Source organism: Rhizobium sp. RHZ01, from assembly GCF_014851595.1.
GTDB classification, from domain to species: domain Bacteria; phylum Pseudomonadota; class Alphaproteobacteria; order Rhizobiales; family Rhizobiaceae; genus Rhizobium; species Rhizobium altiplani.
Genome location: NZ_JACUZZ010000002.1, coordinates 253,827 through 270,155, shown reverse-complemented (window position 1 = coordinate 270,155; position 16,329 = coordinate 253,827). Strand labels below are relative to the sequence as shown.

Genomic DNA, 16,329 nt, shown 5'->3' with positions numbered 1-16,329 from the left:
CGGCCGGATCGACGCAAATCCGGCCGACCGCCACATGCTGCTTTGCCCCACCCAAGACAGGTCAAAGTCAGGCTTAAGTGGCGAAACTTCTTGCCTTTACAGGCATTACGGACGTGATCGACTATCGGTTTATTGACGGATCGGCTGTCGTATAAGATACCGGTAACGTATATTGACTATGGTGTAGGCATGTACCGCGCCCTTACACGAGACATTGAAGTCGTCGTCGAACCTTTTTATCTGGAGGAGCAATCCGATCCGGAAGACGATCGCTATGTCTGGGGCTACCGGATCGTCATCAGCAACAATTCCGACAAGTCCGTGCGACTGGTGAACCGCTATTGGAACATCACCGACCAGAACGGCCTCGTCGATGAGGTCACGGGCGCCGGCGTCGTGGGCGAACAGCCGCGGCTCGCGCCCGGCGATACCTATGAATATTCCTCGGGCTGCCCGCTGGATACGCCGTCGGGGCTGATGTTCGGCCACTACCAGATGGAAACGGACGAAGGCGAGCTTTTCAATGTCGAAATACCCGCCTTCTCACTGGATTCGCCAGGGCTGCTGAGAGTCCTGAACTGATCACTCCGCAGGCTCTGCCACCTCTTCCACTTCGAAACGATAGGTCGTCGAGCAGAATTCGCAGGTGACCGAAATTGCGCCGTCTTCCTGACTGGCATCAATTTCCTCCGCCGAGAAGCCCTTCAGCACCCCCTTGATCTTTTCGCGGGAACAGCTGCACCGATCGAAGACCTCGCGCGGTTCGTAGACGCGAACCCCACGCTCGTGGAACAGACGATATAGCAGCCGCTCGGTGCCGACTTGCGGATCCGTCAGTTCGTCGGCGTCGATCGTGTCGACGAGCGAGCGGGCTTCCATCCAGGCATCGTCTTCCTTGTGGGTGCCGCCAGTCCTATCGCCGTCGCCGCCGTGAAGATCCGGCTGGCGCATGCGCTCCGGCGCTTCCGGCAGGAACTGGGCGACAAGACCGCCAGCCCGCCAGCGGTGGCGCGGCTTGCCCGCGTCGTCGCGATCGAAGAGTTCGGCAGCAGCAAGACGCACCCGCGTCGGGATCTGCTCAGACTGGCGGAAATAGGTGCCGGCAATCTCTTCAAGGGTCGCACCGTCGAGCGCAACGATACCCTGGTAGGGTTGGGAAAACTTGCCCTGATCGATCGTAAAGGCCAGCATGCCCTTGCCGAGAAGCTGTTCGGGCTCGATCTGCCCTGCCGCAACGGCCCTGTCGAGGAGGCCCTGGTTGAAGCGTGCGTAGGCACGCACGTTCTCAGGCGTCGAGAAATCGCAAACAAGCAGGTCCACCGGGCCGTCGCCCTTGGTCTGGACCGTGAACTTGCCTTCAAATTTCAGCGACGTGCCGAGCAGCACCGTCAGCACAACGACTTCGGCAAGAAGCCGCGCGACGGGCGCAGGATAGCGATGGCGCTCGAGGATCGCGTCCAGCATCGGCCCGAGCTGGACGGCGCGACCGCGCACATCCAGTCCCTCAACCTGAAACGGAACGACATGATCATCGCCGGCGAAATTGAATTCGCCGAGGGTGGCTGCAGGTTCTGCCATGGTCTTCTCCTAGTCTGAGAGCGGCAGACAAGGGTGTCCATCCGCTCGCACGGCCACCGGGCCTTCCGGCCAAACGTGGCGTCCAGTATGGTTCAGATCGCGCCCAGGCACCAAGCAAGAATCGACTTCTGCGCATGAAGACGGTTTTCCGCTTCATCGAAGACCACGGATTGCGGGCCGTCGATCACCTCGTCCGTAACTTCCTCACCACGATGGGCGGGCAGGCAATGCATGAACAATGCATCCTTGTCGGCCTGCGCCATCAAAGCCGAATTGACCTGATAAGGCTGGAATACGTTGTGACCACGGGCCCGATGTTCCTGATTCATGGAGACCCAGGTATCGGTCACCACACAATCGACGCCGGCGACCGCACGGTCTGCATCATGGTAAAGCATGATTTCGGCGCCCTCATTGCGGGCCCAGTTCAGATAGTGATCCTTTGGCTCGGAACCAAGGGGCACCGCCATATTCATGCGGTAGCCAAAACGCGCGGCTCCTTCGACCAACGAATGCAGCACGTTGTTGCCGTCGCCGGTCCAGGCGATCGTCTTGCCCTTGATCGGGCCGCGGTGCTCTTCGAAGGTCATGACATCAGCCATGATCTGGCAGGGGTGCGTATCATCCGTCAATGCGTTGATGACAGGAACGGTTGCATGCTCGGCGAGCTCCAGCATGCGGGCATGATCAGTCGTGCGGATCATGATCGCGTCGACATAGCGCGACAGCACCTTGGCCGTATCACCGATCGTCTCGGCGCGGCCGAGCTGCATTTCTGTGCCCGACAGGAACAGCGTCTCGCCCCCGAGCTGGCGCATGCCAACGTCGAAGGACACGCGGGTGCGCGTCGAGGGCTTTTCGAAGATCATCGCCAGCATCTTGCCTGATAGCGGCTTGTCGCCCTGCCCGGCCTTGAAGGCCTGTTTGCGCGAGATTGCGTCATCCATGATGAGCCGTAGGTCGGATGCCGCGACGGCGGAGAGATCGAGGAAGTGTTTGGGGGAAGCCATTATCGTTACCTATCACGCCCGCCTTCCGACAGGCACTATTCATTAAGCCGTCTTCTTGACCTTCGCAGCGCGCACGCTTTCGGCGGCGCGTTCGAGGCGGGCAAGGCCCTCGCGGGCTTCGTCAGCAGTGACGACCAGAGGCGGCAGAAGACGAATGACATTGTCGCCAGCGGGTACGCCGAGCAGATGGGCGTCACGGATCGCCTGCAGCAGTTCGGAGGACGGCACGGCGGCCTTGACGCCGAGCAGCAGCCCCTCGCCCTTGATATCCTCGATGATATCAGGATAGCGATCCTTGAGCGAGGCCAGCCCTTGGCGGAATACCAGCGAGACGTCACGCACCTGCTGCAGGAAGCCCTCCGCGAGGATCACGTCGAGCACGGCACTGCCAACTGCCATGGCGAGCGGATTGCCGCCATAAGTGGAGCCATGCGTGCCGGCCTTCATGCCGGAAGCGGCCTCTGCCGTGGCAAGGCAGGCTCCGAGCGGGAAGCCGCCGCCGATGCCCTTGGCAACCGCCATGATATCGGGGGTAGCGCCTGACCACTCATGCGCAAAGAGCTTGCCCGTGCGGCCCATGCCGGTCTGCACTTCATCGAAAATCAGCAGCAGACCATGCTCGTCGCAGATCGCGCGAAGTGCCTTCAGGAACTCGTTCGTCGCCGGGCGGACGCCGCCTTCCCCCTGAATAGGTTCGATGAGGATCGCGGCCGTTTCATTTGTGATGGCGCTGCGGACTGCATCGAGATCACCGAACGGCACCTGATCGAAGCCAGGCGCCTTGGGACCGAAGCCTTCGAGGTATTTCTCCTGGCCACCGGCGGCAATCGTCGCCAGCGTACGGCCATGGAAGGCGCCTTCAAAGGTGATAATATGGAACCGCTCGGGATGGCCCTTGGAAAACTGATAGCGGCGCGCGGTCTTGATCGCGCATTCCAAGGCTTCCGCGCCGGAGTTCGTGAAGAACACCTTATCGGCGAAGGTCGCATCGGTCAGCCGCTTTGCCAGTGTTTCCTGACCCGGGATCTCATAGATGTTGGACAGATGCCAGACCTTGTCGGCCTGCTCCTTCAGCGCGCCAACCACATGCGGATGGCTGTGGCCAACGGAGGTGACGGCAACGCCCGCGCCGAAATCAAGATATCGCTCGCCCGTTTCGCTGATCAGCCACACGCCTTCTCCTCGCTCGAACCGCAGCGGGGCACGAGAGTAGGTGTCGTAAAGCGCGGCTTCAGCCATGGCGCGATCTCCTATCAGCAATCATCAGCAGCCGGACTCCGGCTAAGGAAAGCAGGTCCGGAAAATTAAAAATGCCGCCTTTCGGCGGCGAGCAGCACTATTTACTTTTCGCACTGCAATGTCAACAAAACTGAGGTTTCGCTGCATGCGTCAAGCAGCCATCCCGAGGCGCTCGACCTATCAACAACTATGTTGCATAAATGACTCTCACGCCCAGCAAGTTGGGGAAAACTTGAAAATCGATTCCCCGAGATTCAACCGACTCTTGTCACGGAGTCGGCCTCACACTAGGTTAAAACTCAATTACTAGGCTGCATGCGGCGGAACTAGTCACCAAAATTTGAGTAAGCGTTTCTTGCCTCGGATACGTCCGTGGCAACGGTGAAGGATTCTGCCTACACCAACGCTAATAAGGCGGAGACAGGGGCATGAACTGGACAGACGAGCGCGTTGAAAAACTGAAGAAGCTGTGGTCCGAAGGCCTGAGCGCCAGCCAGATCGCAGCACAACTTGGCGGTGTAAGTCGTAACGCCGTCATTGGTAAAGTCCATCGTTTGAGTCTGCCCGGCCGTGCCAAGGCCGGCGGTTCGACGACCACCGTCAGAACCCCCAAGCGCACGACTTCGGCGCCCCGCGCCACGAACTACGCCTCGCGGATCACCACACGCACCGTTACCCGCCAACAGGGCGCGACGATGCTCAAGGAAGAGATCGAAATCGATACGGTGGAGGAAGTCCGCTTCCGTCCGGCCGCAAATGTAATCGTTCCGATTTCTCGCCGCCTTGGCCTCACCGAGCTCACCGAGCGCACCTGCAAGTGGCCGGTCGGCGATCCGCTCAATGACGACTTCCACTTCTGCGGTTGCGAGTCCCCGGACTCTTCCCCGTATTGCACGTATCATCAGCGCATGGCCTACCAGCCGGTCAACGAGCGCCGCAAGGCCGCTAACCGGGTCGCCTGACCCGGAAGCCGGATAAGGAATAAAGAAAACGGGCCCTCGCGGGCCCGTTTTTCGTTGTAAGGGAAAGACCTCTCAGGCTCTCGCCTGAAAGGATCAGGCTTCCATCGAATAGCCGGCACCGCGCACGGTGCGGATGACGTCCTGCATGTTGGAAAAGTTCAAAGCCTTGCGCAGGCGGCCGACATGGACGTCAACAGTACGCTCGTCGACATAGATGTCGTGACCCCAGACGCCGTCGAGCAACTGCGAGCGCGAGAAGACGCGGCCGGGCGATGCCATCAAGAACTCGAGAAGGCGGAATTCGGTCGGGCCGAGGCGGACTTCGCGGCTCTTGCGGTGAACGCGGTGCGTCTCGCGATCCAGCTCGATATCGCCGCACTTCAGCAGCGTCGAGAGCACCTCGGGCTTGGCACGACGCAGCATCGCCTTGACGCGAGCGACAAGCTCCGGCGTCGAGAACGGCTTGACGACGTAATCGTCAGCACCGGTCGAGAGGCCGCGAACCCGTTCGCTTTCCTCGCCACGGGCGGTCAGCATGATGATCGGCAGGCGCTCGGTTTCCGGCCGCATGCGCAGGCGGCGGCAGAGCTCGATGCCAGACACGCCCGGCAACATCCAATCGAGGATGAGAAGGTCCGGCGTGCGTTCCTGAAGCCGGATCTCGGCCTCGTCGCCGCGCAGGATGGTATCGACCTCAAAGCCTTCGGCCTCAAGGTTATAGCGGAGAAGCACGCTCAGCGCTTCTTCGTCTTCAACGACAGCTACTTTAGGGATCATTCGTTTCGGTCTCCTGGGGGCGCGGTCGCGGAATGACTATTCAGTGACTGCGCCGACGGTGTTGGCGGTATCGTCCTTCGGACGTTCGCCTTCCGGCTGGGCACCGGTGGCCATGTAGTAGATCGTTTCGGCAATGTTGGTGGCGTGGTCGCCGATGCGCTCGATGTTCTTGGCGCAGAACAGAAGATGCGTGCAGCTGGTGATGTTGCGCGGATCTTCCATCATGTAGGTGAGCATTTCACGGAACAGCGAGGTGTACATCGCGTCGATTTCCTCGTCGCGCTCACGGACCGATTTTGCTTTGTCGGCAGCACGGCTCGTGTAGACGTCGAGGACTTCCTTGAGTTGGACGAGGGCGAGCTCGGACAGGTGCTCGAGGCCGCGGGCGAGCTTGCGCGGCACGCCGGCGCTCTGTACGGCAATGACGCGCTTGGCAGTGTTCTTGCCCAGGTCGCCGACGCGCTCCAGGTCTGCCGCGATGCGGATGGAGCCCATGATCTCGCGAAGATCGGCCGCCATCGGCTGGCGGCGGGCGATCGTGACGATCGCCTTGTCGCCGATCTCGCGCTCCGCGTGGTCGAGGATCACATCGTCCGAGATGACCTTCTGGGCAAGAGCCGTATCGCCGTTTACGAGCGCGCGTACGGCATCCGAGACCATCTGCTCGGCCAAGCCGCCCATTTCCGAGATACGGCGGGACAGGAACTTCAAATCATCGTCGTAGGCAGAAAAGATATGTGTCGATGCCATAGGGCTCATCCTTGAATATCGTAAGTGCTACCGAGACGGCCGATCAACCGAAGCGGCCCATGATGTAGTCCTGGGTGCGCGGATCGTCCGGGTTGGTGAACATCTTGTCGGTGTCATTCTCCTCGACGAGGTTGCCAAGGTGGAACATGGCTGTGCGCTGCGAAACACGGGCGGCCTGCTGCATCGAGTGCGTCACGATGACAATCGTGTAGTTCTCGCGGAGCTCGTGGATGAGCTCCTCGACCTTGGCCGTTGCAATCGGATCGAGTGCCGAGCATGGCTCGTCCATCAGGATGACTTCGGGGCTGACGGCGACGGCGCGGGCGATGCAGAGGCGCTGCTGCTGACCACCGGAAAGACCGGTGCCGGCTTCGTGAACGCGATCCTTCACCTCATTCCAGAGGCCGGCGCGCTGCAGGCTGTGTTCGACGATCTGGTCCATGTCGGCCTTCGACTTGGCGAGCCCATGGATACGCGGACCGTAGGCGACGTTTTCGTAGATCGTCTTCGGGAACGGGTTGGGCTTCTGGAACACCATGCCTACACGCGCGCGAAGCTCCACAACGTCGATATCCGGATCGTAGATATCTTCGCCATCGAGCGTGATCTTGCCAGTGACGCGGCAACCGTCGATCGTGTCGTTCATGCGGTTCAGGCTGCGCAGGAAGGTGGACTTGCCGCAACCGGATGGGCCAATCAGGGCGGTCACCGTGTTTTCACGGATGTTCAGCTTCACGTCGAACAGCGCGCGCTTCTCGCCGTAGTAAACGGAGACGTCCTGGCCGATCATCTTGTAGGGAATGGCGTTCATCTTCTGATCAACCGCTTTCTCAACTGCTGCTTCCGTCAACATGTTCATAATGTCTACTCCGTTTACCAGCGGCGCTCAAAGCGACGACGCAAGAGGATGGCTCCGAGGTTCATGAGGATCAGGAATAGGAGCAGGACGATAATGGCGCCGGAGGTCCGCTCGACGAAGGCGCGCTCGGCTTCATTGGCCCACATGTAGACCTGCACCGGCAGGGCCGTCGAAGGCTCCATGGGCGTCGCCGGAGCATTCGCGACGAAAGCGACCATGCCGATCAAAAGCAGCGGCGCCGTCTCCCCGAGCGCGTGCGCCAGACCGATAATCGTGCCGGTCAGGATACCGGGCATCGCAAGCGGCAGGACGTGGTGGAAGACCATCTGCATCTTGGAGGCGCCGAGGCCGAGCGCGGCCGAGCGGATCGATGGCGGGACGGCGCGAAGCGCTGCGCGGGTCGCGATGATGATCGTGGGCAAGGTCATCAGGGTCAGTACCAGACCACCAACCAGCGACGCTGAACGCGGCAGGCCGGCGAAGTTGATGAAAACAGCAAGACCGAGCAGACCGTAGACGATGGAGGGAACCGCCGCGAGGTTGTTGATGTTGACCTCGATCAGGTCCGTCAGCTTGTTCTTCGGTGCAAATTCCTCGAGGTAAATCGAAGCGGCAACGCCGATCGGCAGGGAAAGGACGAGCACGATCAACATCAGATAAAGCGAGCCAACCAGGGCGACACCAAGACCGGCGGCCTCGGGACGGCTGGAGTTGCCGTTGACGAAGAGCCCGGTGTTGAATTTCTTGTGCAGCGCACCGGTTTCCGCCAGCTGGTTCATCCAGCCAACCTGCCTGTCGTTCACCTTGCGGTTCTTCTCGTCGACCTTGAGGTCAATCTGACCCTTGTTGGCGGAGTCAACGTTGGCGTCTGCAAGCAGGGTGATGTTGACTGTCCTGCCGATGAGCGACGGATCGGCAACGACCATGTCGCGCAGCTGGATCGGCGCGCCCTTGGAGATCATAGCGGTCGCGTCACGCACCTCGGGACGGCTCGATGCATTGAGGTTCAGCGTCTTGACCATCGCGTCGCGGATGAGAACCGAATAATTGGCCGCGATCAGCACGGACGGATCCGTTGCGCGCTTGTTGTTCGGGTCGATGGTTTTCTCGCTGAACTCGATCGGCAGCGTGATCGCCGTCTGCAGGAAGGCCGTGTAGCCCTTGCTGACGACGCTCGTCAGCAAAACCGCCAGGAAGATCAAGCCAAAGGAGATCGCAGCGATGCCATAGATGCGGAACCGGCGCTCGGCGGCATAGCGGCGCTTGAGGCCGATGTCGCGACGTTCAGGCGCCTTCGAAACGACAACGCCCTGACCCGGAGAAACAATATCCGTCATTCGTACTGCTCCCGGTATTTGCGCACGATATAGAGCGCGTAGATGTTGAGGCAAAGCGTGATGAAGAACAGCGTGATACCAAGCGCGAAGGCAACCAGCGTCTGCGGCGAGGTGAACTCCAGATCACCAGTGAGCTGATTGACTATCTTGACAGTGACTGTCGTCATTGGCTCGAACGGGTTGACCTGGATGCGCGCTGCGACACCCGCCGCCAGCACTACGATCATGGTTTCGCCGATGGCGCGCGATGCAGTCATCAGAAGCGCGCCGACGATGCCGGGCAGCGCCGCGGGAAGCACCACCTTCTTGATTGTCTCCGAACGCGTCGCACCGAGACCGAGCGAACCATCGCGGAGCGCACGCGGCACAGCGGTGATGATATCGTCGGAGAGCGACGAAACGTATGGGATCAGCATGATGCCCATGACGATACCCGCTGTCAGAACGCTCTGCGCCTGAATAAAGTTCGCATAATTGCCGGTAAGGAGGCCGTTTACCTGCGAAGACAGGTCGCGGAGGAAGGGGCCGACCGTGACGAGGGCGAAAAAGCCGTAAACAATCGTCGGAATACCAGCGAGCACTTCGAGCAGCGGCTTTGCGATCGATCGCACCGCGGGGGCCGCGTATTCCGCCATGTAGATCGCCGCGAACAGGCCGACAGGCACCGCCACCAGCATCGCAACGAAGCCGATGTAAAGCGTGCCTAGCAGCAGCGGTATCAGGCCGAATTGCCCGAAGGACGAGCCGCCGGCACCAGCAAAGCGCGGATCCCAGACCGTACCGAAGAAGAAGTCTGCAGCAGGAACGACCGCGAAGAAATGCGCGGCTTCCGTCAGCATTGACAGAACGATACCGATCGTCGTCAGGATGGCGATCGAGGACGCCAGGAGCAGGCCCCAAAGCATGACACGTTCGACGCGGTTGCGTGCACGGAATCGCGGAGCGACTTCACGAAGCGCATAGAATGCGCCGGCAACGGCAAGGATGAGGACGACCGCCGTCATGACGAGGCGGCTGGAAGCCGATTCTTCGTTCAGCTTTTGCGCTGCGTCGATCATGTATGGCTGCGGCTGGCCGGCCAGCGGAACGCCCTTTGCAGCAAGCTTTGCCTGGAGGCCAGCCGGATCGCTGGCAGCACCGCTGATCTCCTCTGGGGTGAGGAGCGGCAAGCCGCGCGCAATCGCGCTGACCATCCCGTAATTCAGGTTCTGCTGCGCGGCCGGCTGCGCCTTGACGTCATCCGGGAAAGTGCCACGGACGGAAGACTCAATGATCGAAGGGCTGATCGCCAGCCAGGCGCACAGCACGATAAGTGCCGGCAGCACCGCCCAGATGGCGGCATAGGCGCCATAGTAGCCCGGTCGCGAATGCAGCGCGGAGGACTTGCCCCCGGCAAGTGCCGTAGCACGGCTGCGCGCTGCGATGAAAGCAACGGCGCCAAGCACCACGAGACACAAGAGTATGATGGATGTACCCATTCGATTAGGTCCCAGGCCCTTTGACCCCAAAAGCGGAAACGGCAGGCGGACCGATCCGGCTCTCAAACTTGCAGAAGTTCAGACCCCGTCCCGACTTGGCGGAACAAGGCAAAGCCGGCGCGATCTGGTGATCGCGCCGGCAAGGTCATTACATAGTCTTGCCGTCTTCAACGCCCTTGCGGATCGCGTCGCGCTCACCGTCCGGAGCGGCAACGAGGCCGTACTCGACGAGCGGGCTGTCCGGTCCGATCATCTGTTCGGATACGAAGAAGTTGACGTATTCCTTCAGGCCCGGGATGACGCCGAGGTGTGCCTTCTTGACGTAGAAGAACAGCGGACGGGAAACCGGGTACGTGCCGTCGGAGATGGTTTCGGTCGACGGAACGATACCGTTGACGGTCGCAACCTTCAGCTTGTCGGCGTTGTTTTCATAGAAGGAAAGGCCGAAGACGCCAACGCCGGTCTTGTTGGCAGCGATGCGTGCCAGCGTTTCCGGATAGTCACCGTCGATGTCGACAGCAGCGCCGTCCTTACGGACTGCGACGCAAGCCTTGGTCTGAGCGGCGGCGTCAGAGATCGAAGCCTTGATGACGTCGAGAGCGCCGGAAGCCTTGCAGCCAGCAGCAAGAACGTTCTGTTCGAAGACTTCGCGGGTGCCGTGCTTTTCGCCCGGGATGTAGGCAGCAATGTCAACAGCCGGGAGTGCCGGGTTGACTTCCGACCACTTCTTGTAAGGGTTGGCGACGAGCTTGCCGTCAACAACGACCTGGGCAGCCAGAGCCTTATAGATGTCGGCCGGGACGTAGGCGACATCAGGGTTTGACGAGTCGGTCGCGAAGACGATGCCGTCATAGCCGATCTTCACTTCCTGGATGTCGGTCACGCCGGCTGCCTTGCAGGCGTCCAGTTCCTTGGCGTTGATCGGACGCGAAGCGTTGGCAACGTCGATGGTGTCCGGGCCGACGCCCTTGCAGAATTCCTTGAGGCCAGCGCCCGTGCCGCCGGATTCAACGACCGGCGTCTTGAAGTCCTTGAAGGTTTCGCCGAAGGTTTCGGCTACGATCTTGGCGTAAGGCAGGACGGTGGACGAGCCAGCAACCTGAACCTGGTCGCGAGCAACGGCCGCGCCAGCGAAAGCGGCGGAAGCGGCAAGTGCTGCGACCGTGAGTTTAAAAGCGTTCATAACAATCTCCCGGGCATATAGCGGTCTGAGTGCGGCCTTGAGCGGCCTTTGCAGTGCCGTCTTCATCAGCGGCCCGCTCTCTTTAGCCCCTGATGCCCAGAGCTTTTATGTCATTTTCACGAAACATTTGTGACAGATTAAATATATGAAATCATTATACAAAGAATGCGATCCCGCACGATTTATCGCAGTTTTATGTCAAAACCGCACGGTGAAGCTCGTTCCCTTGCCGACTTCCGACTTGACGATCAAGCGCGCGCGGTGCCGCGTCAGGATATGCTTGACGATGGCAAGGCCCAACCCCGTGCCTTTCTTCGAGCGGCTGTCCTCGATGCTCACACGGTAGAAACGCTCGGTCAGTCGCGGCACATGCTCGGCCGGAATTCCCGGTCCCTTGTCGACAACCGTGACCTCCACCGGCTCGCCCGGCGCATTCTTCAGGAACACATCGACGGTCTTGCCCTCCTGCCCATATTTGCAGGCATTTTCCATCAGGTTTTCAAAAACCTGGACCAGTTCGTCGCGGTCGCCAAGCACCTCTGCCTTGCCCAGCGGAAGATGCAGCACGATCTCAACGCCGACATCGTTTGCGAGTGGTGCCAGCGAGTCCCTCACATGGCCGAGAAGTGGAACGAGATCGACCTTCTGATCCGGGGCGATGTGTGACTTGAGTTCCAACCGCGACAAGGACAGGAGGTCGTCGACAAGACGGCTCATACGAGTGGCCTGATCCAGCATGATGCCGAGAAAGCGCTCCTGCGCCTTGCCGTCATTCTTCGCCGGGCCCTGGATAGTCTCTATGAAGCCGCGCAGGGACGCGAGTGGCGTGCGCAACTCGTGGCTGGCATTGGCGACGAAATCGGAGCGCATGCGGTCGATGCGGCGAACCTCGGAAATGTCCCGGAAGGAGAGCACGAAGAAACGCTCATCAGCCGGCTGCTGTTCGTCAAACTCCACGGGGGCGCTGCGGACGATGTAAACGCGCTCGGATGGCAGGCGTTCGGAGTGCTCGATCTGGTTCGGCGCGTTGGTTGCAATCGTTTCGCTGACCATGTCGAGGATGCCAGGCGAGCGCAGGCGAGCGGAAATATGCGCACCAATGGCGGCCTCGCCGAAAGCCTTTTCGGCCGCGCGGTTCTGGTAAAGCACCGAGGCATCACCGGAAAGCACCATGACGGGGATGTCGAGCGCGGCAAGCGCCGCGGCAACCTCGGCCAAGCGGTTGCCGGGCGCTTCGATAGTCTCGGGAACTGGTTCCAGCTGGACTTTCGGGAGGGCCGCCGGAACCGTGTGCCACAACGCCGTGATGATCATTAGCAACAGAAGACCGAGCACGACCCACTTGTTTGCGCCTGCAGCCAGAGCAATCAGGGCAATCAGCAGAGCCACGAGCAGGACGGGACGCTCCTGCCGAATGCGTGCAATCAGGCTTCGTGTCCATGGCGCTTTGTCTTCCAACTGCCCCTCGCGGTTTTCGGCTCGTACTCTTATCTTCAAACTCTGCCTGATAGCCGTGATTCATGACAGAAGTTTTCGCCTGCACACGACACGCGGAAAGCCTTTGCTGCGAACACACAGAAATTTCCACGATCCGTAAGACATTTGATTTTCAACAGGAAATATGGTCGCCTGTATGCGACGAAGTTCACCGGAGAAGAAGCCATGGCCGATGATGTCGAAAGCAGAGCCGTCGAACTGGACATCCGCGGAGAGAAGCGCGTCTTTGATGTCGACAATGCCGTGCTGCCGGACTGGGTTGACAAGGCGGCTTTGGAATCCGGCGGCTATCCATACGACAAACACCTCAAGGAAGAACAATACCTTGAAGAACTCAAAAAGCTGCAAATCGAGTTGGTCAAGGTGCAGTTCTGGCTGCAGGCCACCGGCAAGCGGGTCATGGCGCTTTTCGAGGGACGGGATGCGGCGGGCAAGGGCGGCGCGATTTCCGCCTCATCGGCGCACATGAATCCCCGCCTTGCCCGGGCGGTCGCATTGGCCAAGCCCACCGATCGTGAGGCCGGGCAATGGTATTTCCAGCGCTATGTCGCGCAATTCCCGACCGCGGGCGAGTTCGTGCTCTTCGACCGGTCCTGGTACAATCGTGCCGGCGTCGAGCCCGTCATGGGCTTCTGCACGCACAAGCAATACGAAGATTTCCTGAACCAGGCGCCTCAGCTTGAGAAGGTCATCGCGCACGAGGGTATCTTCTTCTTCAAGTTCTATCTCGATATCGGCCGCGAGATGCAACTGAAGCGCTTCCACGATCGGCGCCACGACCCGCTCAAGGTCTGGAAACTGTCGTCGATGGACATCGCAGCGCTGACGAAATGGGGCGACTACAGCGAGAAACGCGACCGGATGCTGAAAGAGACACATACGGAATTCGCGCCCTGGACGGTCATTCGTGCCAATGACAAGCGTCGCGCCCGGCTAAACCTGATCCGGCACATGCTGAAGACGATGGATTATGACGGCAAGGACAAGGATGCCATCGGCAAACTCGATGACAAGATCATCGGCTCGGGTCCGCATTTCCTGAAATAGCCTATTGCCCCGGCAGGATTCGGATAGCGTAGAGGTTGATGCCGCGCGCCTTGCCGTCGACATCGCTGTTGATGATCAGACGTCCGGCGGCGTTCGGCGCCAGCGAGCGATCGAAGCGGACCTGGAGAAGCACATCCGACTTCTGCCGGGTGACCGAGAAACGGTGACGGGCGCAGTCGCCGAGCGACTGGAAATCGCATTCCACCGTAACCTGAGTTGGTTCGTCGGACGTCGATTGCAGCGTGATTGCAATCGTCGAGGACTTGCCGGCCAACTGCTGAAGGACATCGGCGGGAACGCTGATGCTGATATTGCCGTCGCTGTCGTTGCTCTGCGAGATCAGGCGGACCGCGGTGCCCTCGTTTTCCGCAACATTCTGAATTTCCGCCCGTGCACCGGTCTTGATCTTGTCCGCATTGGACGGCTTGAAAACCTCAATCCAGTCGGCGGAGAAGGAGTTCTGCGGGTCGATCGCAACCGGCGCCGCATTGCCGCCTGCGGCACCGCTGTCGCCACTGTTGTCCGCGCCGTCGAAGTCTTCCGGTTGAGTGCTCGCCGGCGGATTGGCAACGCTTGTATCTCGTTCCGCAGCGGTCTTAAGCACGCCCGAGGTGTATACCCACCACGCACCCATGCCGATGAAGGCCAGGAGCACGCAGGCGACAAGCAGTCGGGAGAAAAACTTGCGCGGCTTGCGTCGAACCGCGGCGCGCTCCGGCCGGAAATCCATCTGCGTGGGCTTCCGCTCCGCCGCTGGCGATTCAGCGACCGGCTCGGCGCCAAGATGATTGCCGCTCCCGGCATGGACGCCGGCGAGGCTGGATTCATCGTCGAAGCGTGGGTCGGTAACCGAATGCTCACGGGTCTCGCCGCCAATCGAAACGTTCGCGACTTCTTCCTCTGCCACATGATCAGCCGGCCTTGGTACTTCCACCACGGGGGGAACAGCAACTTCCGGCGGCCCCTGGCGCGGATGAAGGCGTTCGCGCTCCTCCGCTTCGATCATATGGATCGTCGTTTCGAGCCTGTGGCGATGATAGGCGACCGCTTCCGTCTCGGTGATGTCCTGCTTGCGGAGACCGGCTTCAAGAGCCTGACGCGCGGACTGATAAATCTTTGCACGGACTTCGGGATTGTCGCGATCGGCATTGCTGAGCGCCGTTTTGATAGCCGTTTCTAATCCGCTCACGTCCGGTCCTTTACTCTGAGACTGGGCTTTGTACTTAACAATTCGTAAATGCGGTAGCCGCTGCCGCCGCAAATCGCAAGCCTCACCCGGTGTCCGGGTTCGCATCGGCAGGGGATAACGCAGGAGACCCTGACCGTCCTATGTCCTTGCAACAATAGCCGATATTTGAGGAATCGATAGAGCGCACTTTTCCTCTGTCAAAGTCTCTGCTATCACATTGACGTTTTCGTAAACGTCAATTCCTACGGTGTCCCATGGCCCTGCCTCCGATCCTGACCCAGAATCTCAGATTGCCGGTCGTCGCCTCCCCGCTCTTCATCATTTCGCACCCGGCACTGACGCTGGCGCAGTGCAAGGCTGGAATCGTTGGCGCCTTCCCGGCCCTGAATGCGCGGCCGGAAAGCCAGCTCGACGAATGGCTCGCCATTATCACCGAGGATCTCGCCGCGCACAACGCCGCGAACCCCGAACGGCCAGCGGCTCCGTTTGCCGTCAACCAGATCGTCCATATGTCGAACAAGCGGCTGGAGCACGATCTGAGGCTCTGCGTCAAATATAAGGTGCCGGTTGTCATCTCGTCACTCGGCGCCGTGCCGGAAGTGAACGCCGCGGTGCACTCCTACGGCGGCATCGTGCTTCACGACGTCATCAACAATCGCCATGCGAACTCAGCCATCCGCAAGGGCGCGGACGGGCTGATTGCCGTCGCAGCCGGTGCCGGCGGCCATGCCGGCACGCTTTCGCCGTTCGCGCTTGTCCAGGAAATCCGCGAATGGTTCGACGGGCCGCTGCTGCTTGCCGGCGCGATAGCCAATGGCGGTGCCATCCTCGCGGCGCAAGCGATGGGCGCCGACATGGCCTATATCGGCACGCCCTTCATCGCGACCGAAGAGGCCCGCGCCTCAGACGCCTACAAGCAGGCGATTGTCGACGGCATGGCGAACGACATCGTCTATTCCAACTACTTCACCGGCGTGCATGGCAATTATCTCAAACCGTCGGTGAAGGCCGTCGGCCTCGACCCCGACAATCTGCCGGTCGCCGATCCCTCGAAAATGGATTTCGAACAGGCCGTCGGCGGTGCCAAGGCATGGAAGGACATTTGGGGCAGCGGACAAGGCATCGGCGTCATCAAGGCGATCGAACCAGTCGGCAAGCTCGTCGACCGGCTGGAAGCCGAATATGCGGCTGCCCGGACGCGCCTGTCACTCTAGAGATCGGCGGCGGATTTCCACAGCACCGTTCTTTTTTGCCGAAGAGCCGACAGGGCGCTTGAAATCTTCAAACAATGCCTGTATCAGCCCATGCAAATCGCGGGCCGCATGGTTCGGCCGCAGGGATTGCCGCTTTAGCTCAGTCGGTAGAGCACATCATTCGTAATGATGGGGTCACGTGTTCGAGTCACGTAAGCGGCACCATTCTT

At 60.3% G+C, this 16,329-nt stretch carries 15 protein-coding genes and 1 tRNA gene; 5 read left to right on the top strand and 11 right to left on the bottom strand.

The features are described 5' to 3' along the window. Positions 1-189: 189 nt before the first annotated feature. Positions 190-582 (top strand): Co2+/Mg2+ efflux protein ApaG, encoded by a 393-nt coding sequence (gene apaG / locus IB248_RS04105; protein WP_018857621.1) that lies wholly within the window; start codon positions 190-192, stop codon positions 580-582. On the opposite strand, the gene IB248_RS04100 is transcribed toward apaG, so the two are convergent. The 3 genes from IB248_RS04100 to IB248_RS04090 form a co-directional block, all read right to left on the bottom strand. Then, positions 583-1,578, bottom strand: a complete 996-nt coding sequence (locus tag IB248_RS04100) for an Hsp33 family molecular chaperone (protein ID WP_018857622.1) — start codon at positions 1,576-1,578, stop codon at positions 583-585. Positions 1,579-1,670: 92 nt separating this feature from the next. Next, positions 1,671-2,588, bottom strand: a complete 918-nt coding sequence (argF, locus tag IB248_RS04095; RefSeq protein WP_025660384.1) for an ornithine carbamoyltransferase — start codon at positions 2,586-2,588, stop codon at positions 1,671-1,673. Positions 2,589-2,630: 42 nt separating this feature from the next. Next, the gene (locus tag IB248_RS04090; protein WP_025660385.1) at positions 2,631-3,827 is read right to left on the bottom strand and encodes an aspartate aminotransferase family protein; all 1,197 of its coding nucleotides are present in this window, start codon (positions 3,825-3,827) and stop codon (positions 2,631-2,633) included. A gap of 428 nt (positions 3,828-4,255) precedes the next feature. On the opposite strand from IB248_RS04090, the gene IB248_RS04085 reads away from it, so the two are divergent. Then, positions 4,256-4,789, top strand: a complete 534-nt coding sequence (locus IB248_RS04085) for a GcrA family cell cycle regulator (protein WP_018857625.1) — start codon at positions 4,256-4,258, stop codon at positions 4,787-4,789. Positions 4,790-4,882: 93 nt separating this feature from the next. Here IB248_RS04085 and phoB read toward each other — a convergent pair whose 3' ends face one another. The 7 genes from phoB to phoR all read right to left on the bottom strand — a co-directional run bounded on the left by phoB (position 4,883) and on the right by phoR (position 12,598). Next, a complete protein-coding gene (phoB, locus tag IB248_RS04080; protein WP_007529789.1) occupies positions 4,883-5,566 on the bottom strand; it encodes a phosphate regulon transcriptional regulator PhoB in 684 nt (227 codons plus the stop codon). Positions 5,567-5,602: 36 nt separating this feature from the next. Beyond that, positions 5,603-6,316 carry a phosphate signaling complex protein PhoU gene (gene phoU, locus IB248_RS04075; protein WP_025658811.1) on the bottom strand — a complete coding sequence of 238 codons (714 nt, stop codon included), beginning with the start codon at positions 6,314-6,316 and terminating at the stop codon, positions 5,603-5,605. 43 nt (positions 6,317-6,359) lie between these two features. Continuing rightward, positions 6,360-7,175 (bottom strand): phosphate ABC transporter ATP-binding protein PstB, encoded by an 816-nt coding sequence (gene pstB, locus IB248_RS04070; RefSeq protein WP_025658810.1) that lies wholly within the window; start codon positions 7,173-7,175, stop codon positions 6,360-6,362. A gap of 14 nt (positions 7,176-7,189) precedes the next feature. After that, the gene (pstA, locus tag IB248_RS04065) at positions 7,190-8,512 is read right to left on the bottom strand and encodes a phosphate ABC transporter permease PstA (protein WP_018857628.1); all 1,323 of its coding nucleotides are present in this window, start codon (positions 8,510-8,512) and stop codon (positions 7,190-7,192) included. Continuing rightward, positions 8,509-9,990 carry a phosphate ABC transporter permease subunit PstC gene (gene pstC / locus IB248_RS04060; RefSeq protein WP_192240366.1) on the bottom strand — a complete coding sequence of 494 codons (1,482 nt, stop codon included), beginning with the start codon at positions 9,988-9,990 and terminating at the stop codon, positions 8,509-8,511. The genes pstA and pstC overlap by 4 nt, the downstream gene beginning before the upstream one ends. A gap of 148 nt (positions 9,991-10,138) precedes the next feature. Next, a complete protein-coding gene (locus tag IB248_RS04055; RefSeq protein ID WP_025658808.1) occupies positions 10,139-11,173 on the bottom strand; it encodes a substrate-binding domain-containing protein in 1,035 nt (344 codons plus the stop codon). 198 nt (positions 11,174-11,371) lie between these two features. After that, complete coding sequence (phoR, locus tag IB248_RS04050) at positions 11,372-12,598, bottom strand: phosphate regulon sensor histidine kinase PhoR (RefSeq protein WP_025658807.1); 1,227 nt, start codon at positions 12,596-12,598, stop codon at positions 11,372-11,374. Between the two features lie 237 nt (positions 12,599-12,835). Here phoR and ppk2 point away from each other — a divergent pair, with 237 nt between their 5' ends. After that, the gene (ppk2, locus tag IB248_RS04045; RefSeq protein ID WP_169679090.1) at positions 12,836-13,717 is read left to right on the top strand and encodes a polyphosphate kinase 2; all 882 of its coding nucleotides are present in this window, start codon (positions 12,836-12,838) and stop codon (positions 13,715-13,717) included. 1 nt (position 13,718) lies between these two features. Here ppk2 and IB248_RS04040 read toward each other — a convergent pair whose 3' ends face one another. After that, on the bottom strand, positions 13,719-14,906 hold the full coding sequence (locus tag IB248_RS04040; protein WP_169679094.1) for a hypothetical protein: 1,188 nt from the start codon (positions 14,904-14,906) through the stop codon (positions 13,719-13,721). Positions 14,907-15,160: 254 nt separating this feature from the next. Between IB248_RS04040 and IB248_RS04035 the strand changes: the two genes are divergently transcribed. After that, a complete protein-coding gene (locus IB248_RS04035; protein WP_112665862.1) occupies positions 15,161-16,120 on the top strand; it encodes a nitronate monooxygenase family protein in 960 nt (319 codons plus the stop codon). 128 nt (positions 16,121-16,248) lie between these two features. Then, positions 16,249-16,324: transfer RNA gene (locus tag IB248_RS04030), tRNA-Thr, on the top strand. The last annotated feature ends 5 nt before the right edge of the window (positions 16,325-16,329 follow it).

What these genes read in the sequence shown, in the direction of transcription:
- pstC (WP_192240366.1), bottom strand. Translation starts at nt 9,990, where the DNA reads ATGGGTACATCCATCATACTCTTGTGTCTCGTGGTGCTTGGCGCCGTT.
- pstA (WP_018857628.1), bottom strand. Translation starts at nt 8,512, where the DNA reads ATGACGGATATTGTTTCTCCGGGTCAGGGCGTTGTCGTTTCGAAGGCG.
- phoU (WP_025658811.1), bottom strand. Translation starts at nt 6,316, where the DNA reads ATGGCATCGACACATATCTTTTCTGCCTACGACGATGATTTGAAGTTC.
- IB248_RS04055 (WP_025658808.1), bottom strand. Translation starts at nt 11,173, where the DNA reads ATGAACGCTTTTAAACTCACGGTCGCAGCACTTGCCGCTTCCGCCGCT.
- IB248_RS04090 (WP_025660385.1), bottom strand. Translation starts at nt 3,827, where the DNA reads ATGGCTGAAGCCGCGCTTTACGACACCTACTCTCGTGCCCCGCTGCGG.
- argF (WP_025660384.1), bottom strand. Translation starts at nt 2,588, where the DNA reads ATGGCTTCCCCCAAACACTTCCTCGATCTCTCCGCCGTCGCGGCATCC.
- IB248_RS04035 (WP_112665862.1), top strand. Translation starts at nt 15,161, where the DNA reads ATGGCCCTGCCTCCGATCCTGACCCAGAATCTCAGATTGCCGGTCGTC.
- ppk2 (WP_169679090.1), top strand. Translation starts at nt 12,836, where the DNA reads ATGGCCGATGATGTCGAAAGCAGAGCCGTCGAACTGGACATCCGCGGA.
- pstB (WP_025658810.1), bottom strand. Translation starts at nt 7,175, where the DNA reads ATGAACATGTTGACGGAAGCAGCAGTTGAGAAAGCGGTTGATCAGAAG.
- IB248_RS04085 (WP_018857625.1), top strand. Translation starts at nt 4,256, where the DNA reads ATGAACTGGACAGACGAGCGCGTTGAAAAACTGAAGAAGCTGTGGTCC.
- phoB (WP_007529789.1), bottom strand. Translation starts at nt 5,566, where the DNA reads ATGATCCCTAAAGTAGCTGTCGTTGAAGACGAAGAAGCGCTGAGCGTG.
- apaG (WP_018857621.1), top strand. Translation starts at nt 190, where the DNA reads ATGTACCGCGCCCTTACACGAGACATTGAAGTCGTCGTCGAACCTTTT.
- IB248_RS04100 (WP_018857622.1), bottom strand. Translation starts at nt 1,578, where the DNA reads ATGGCAGAACCTGCAGCCACCCTCGGCGAATTCAATTTCGCCGGCGAT.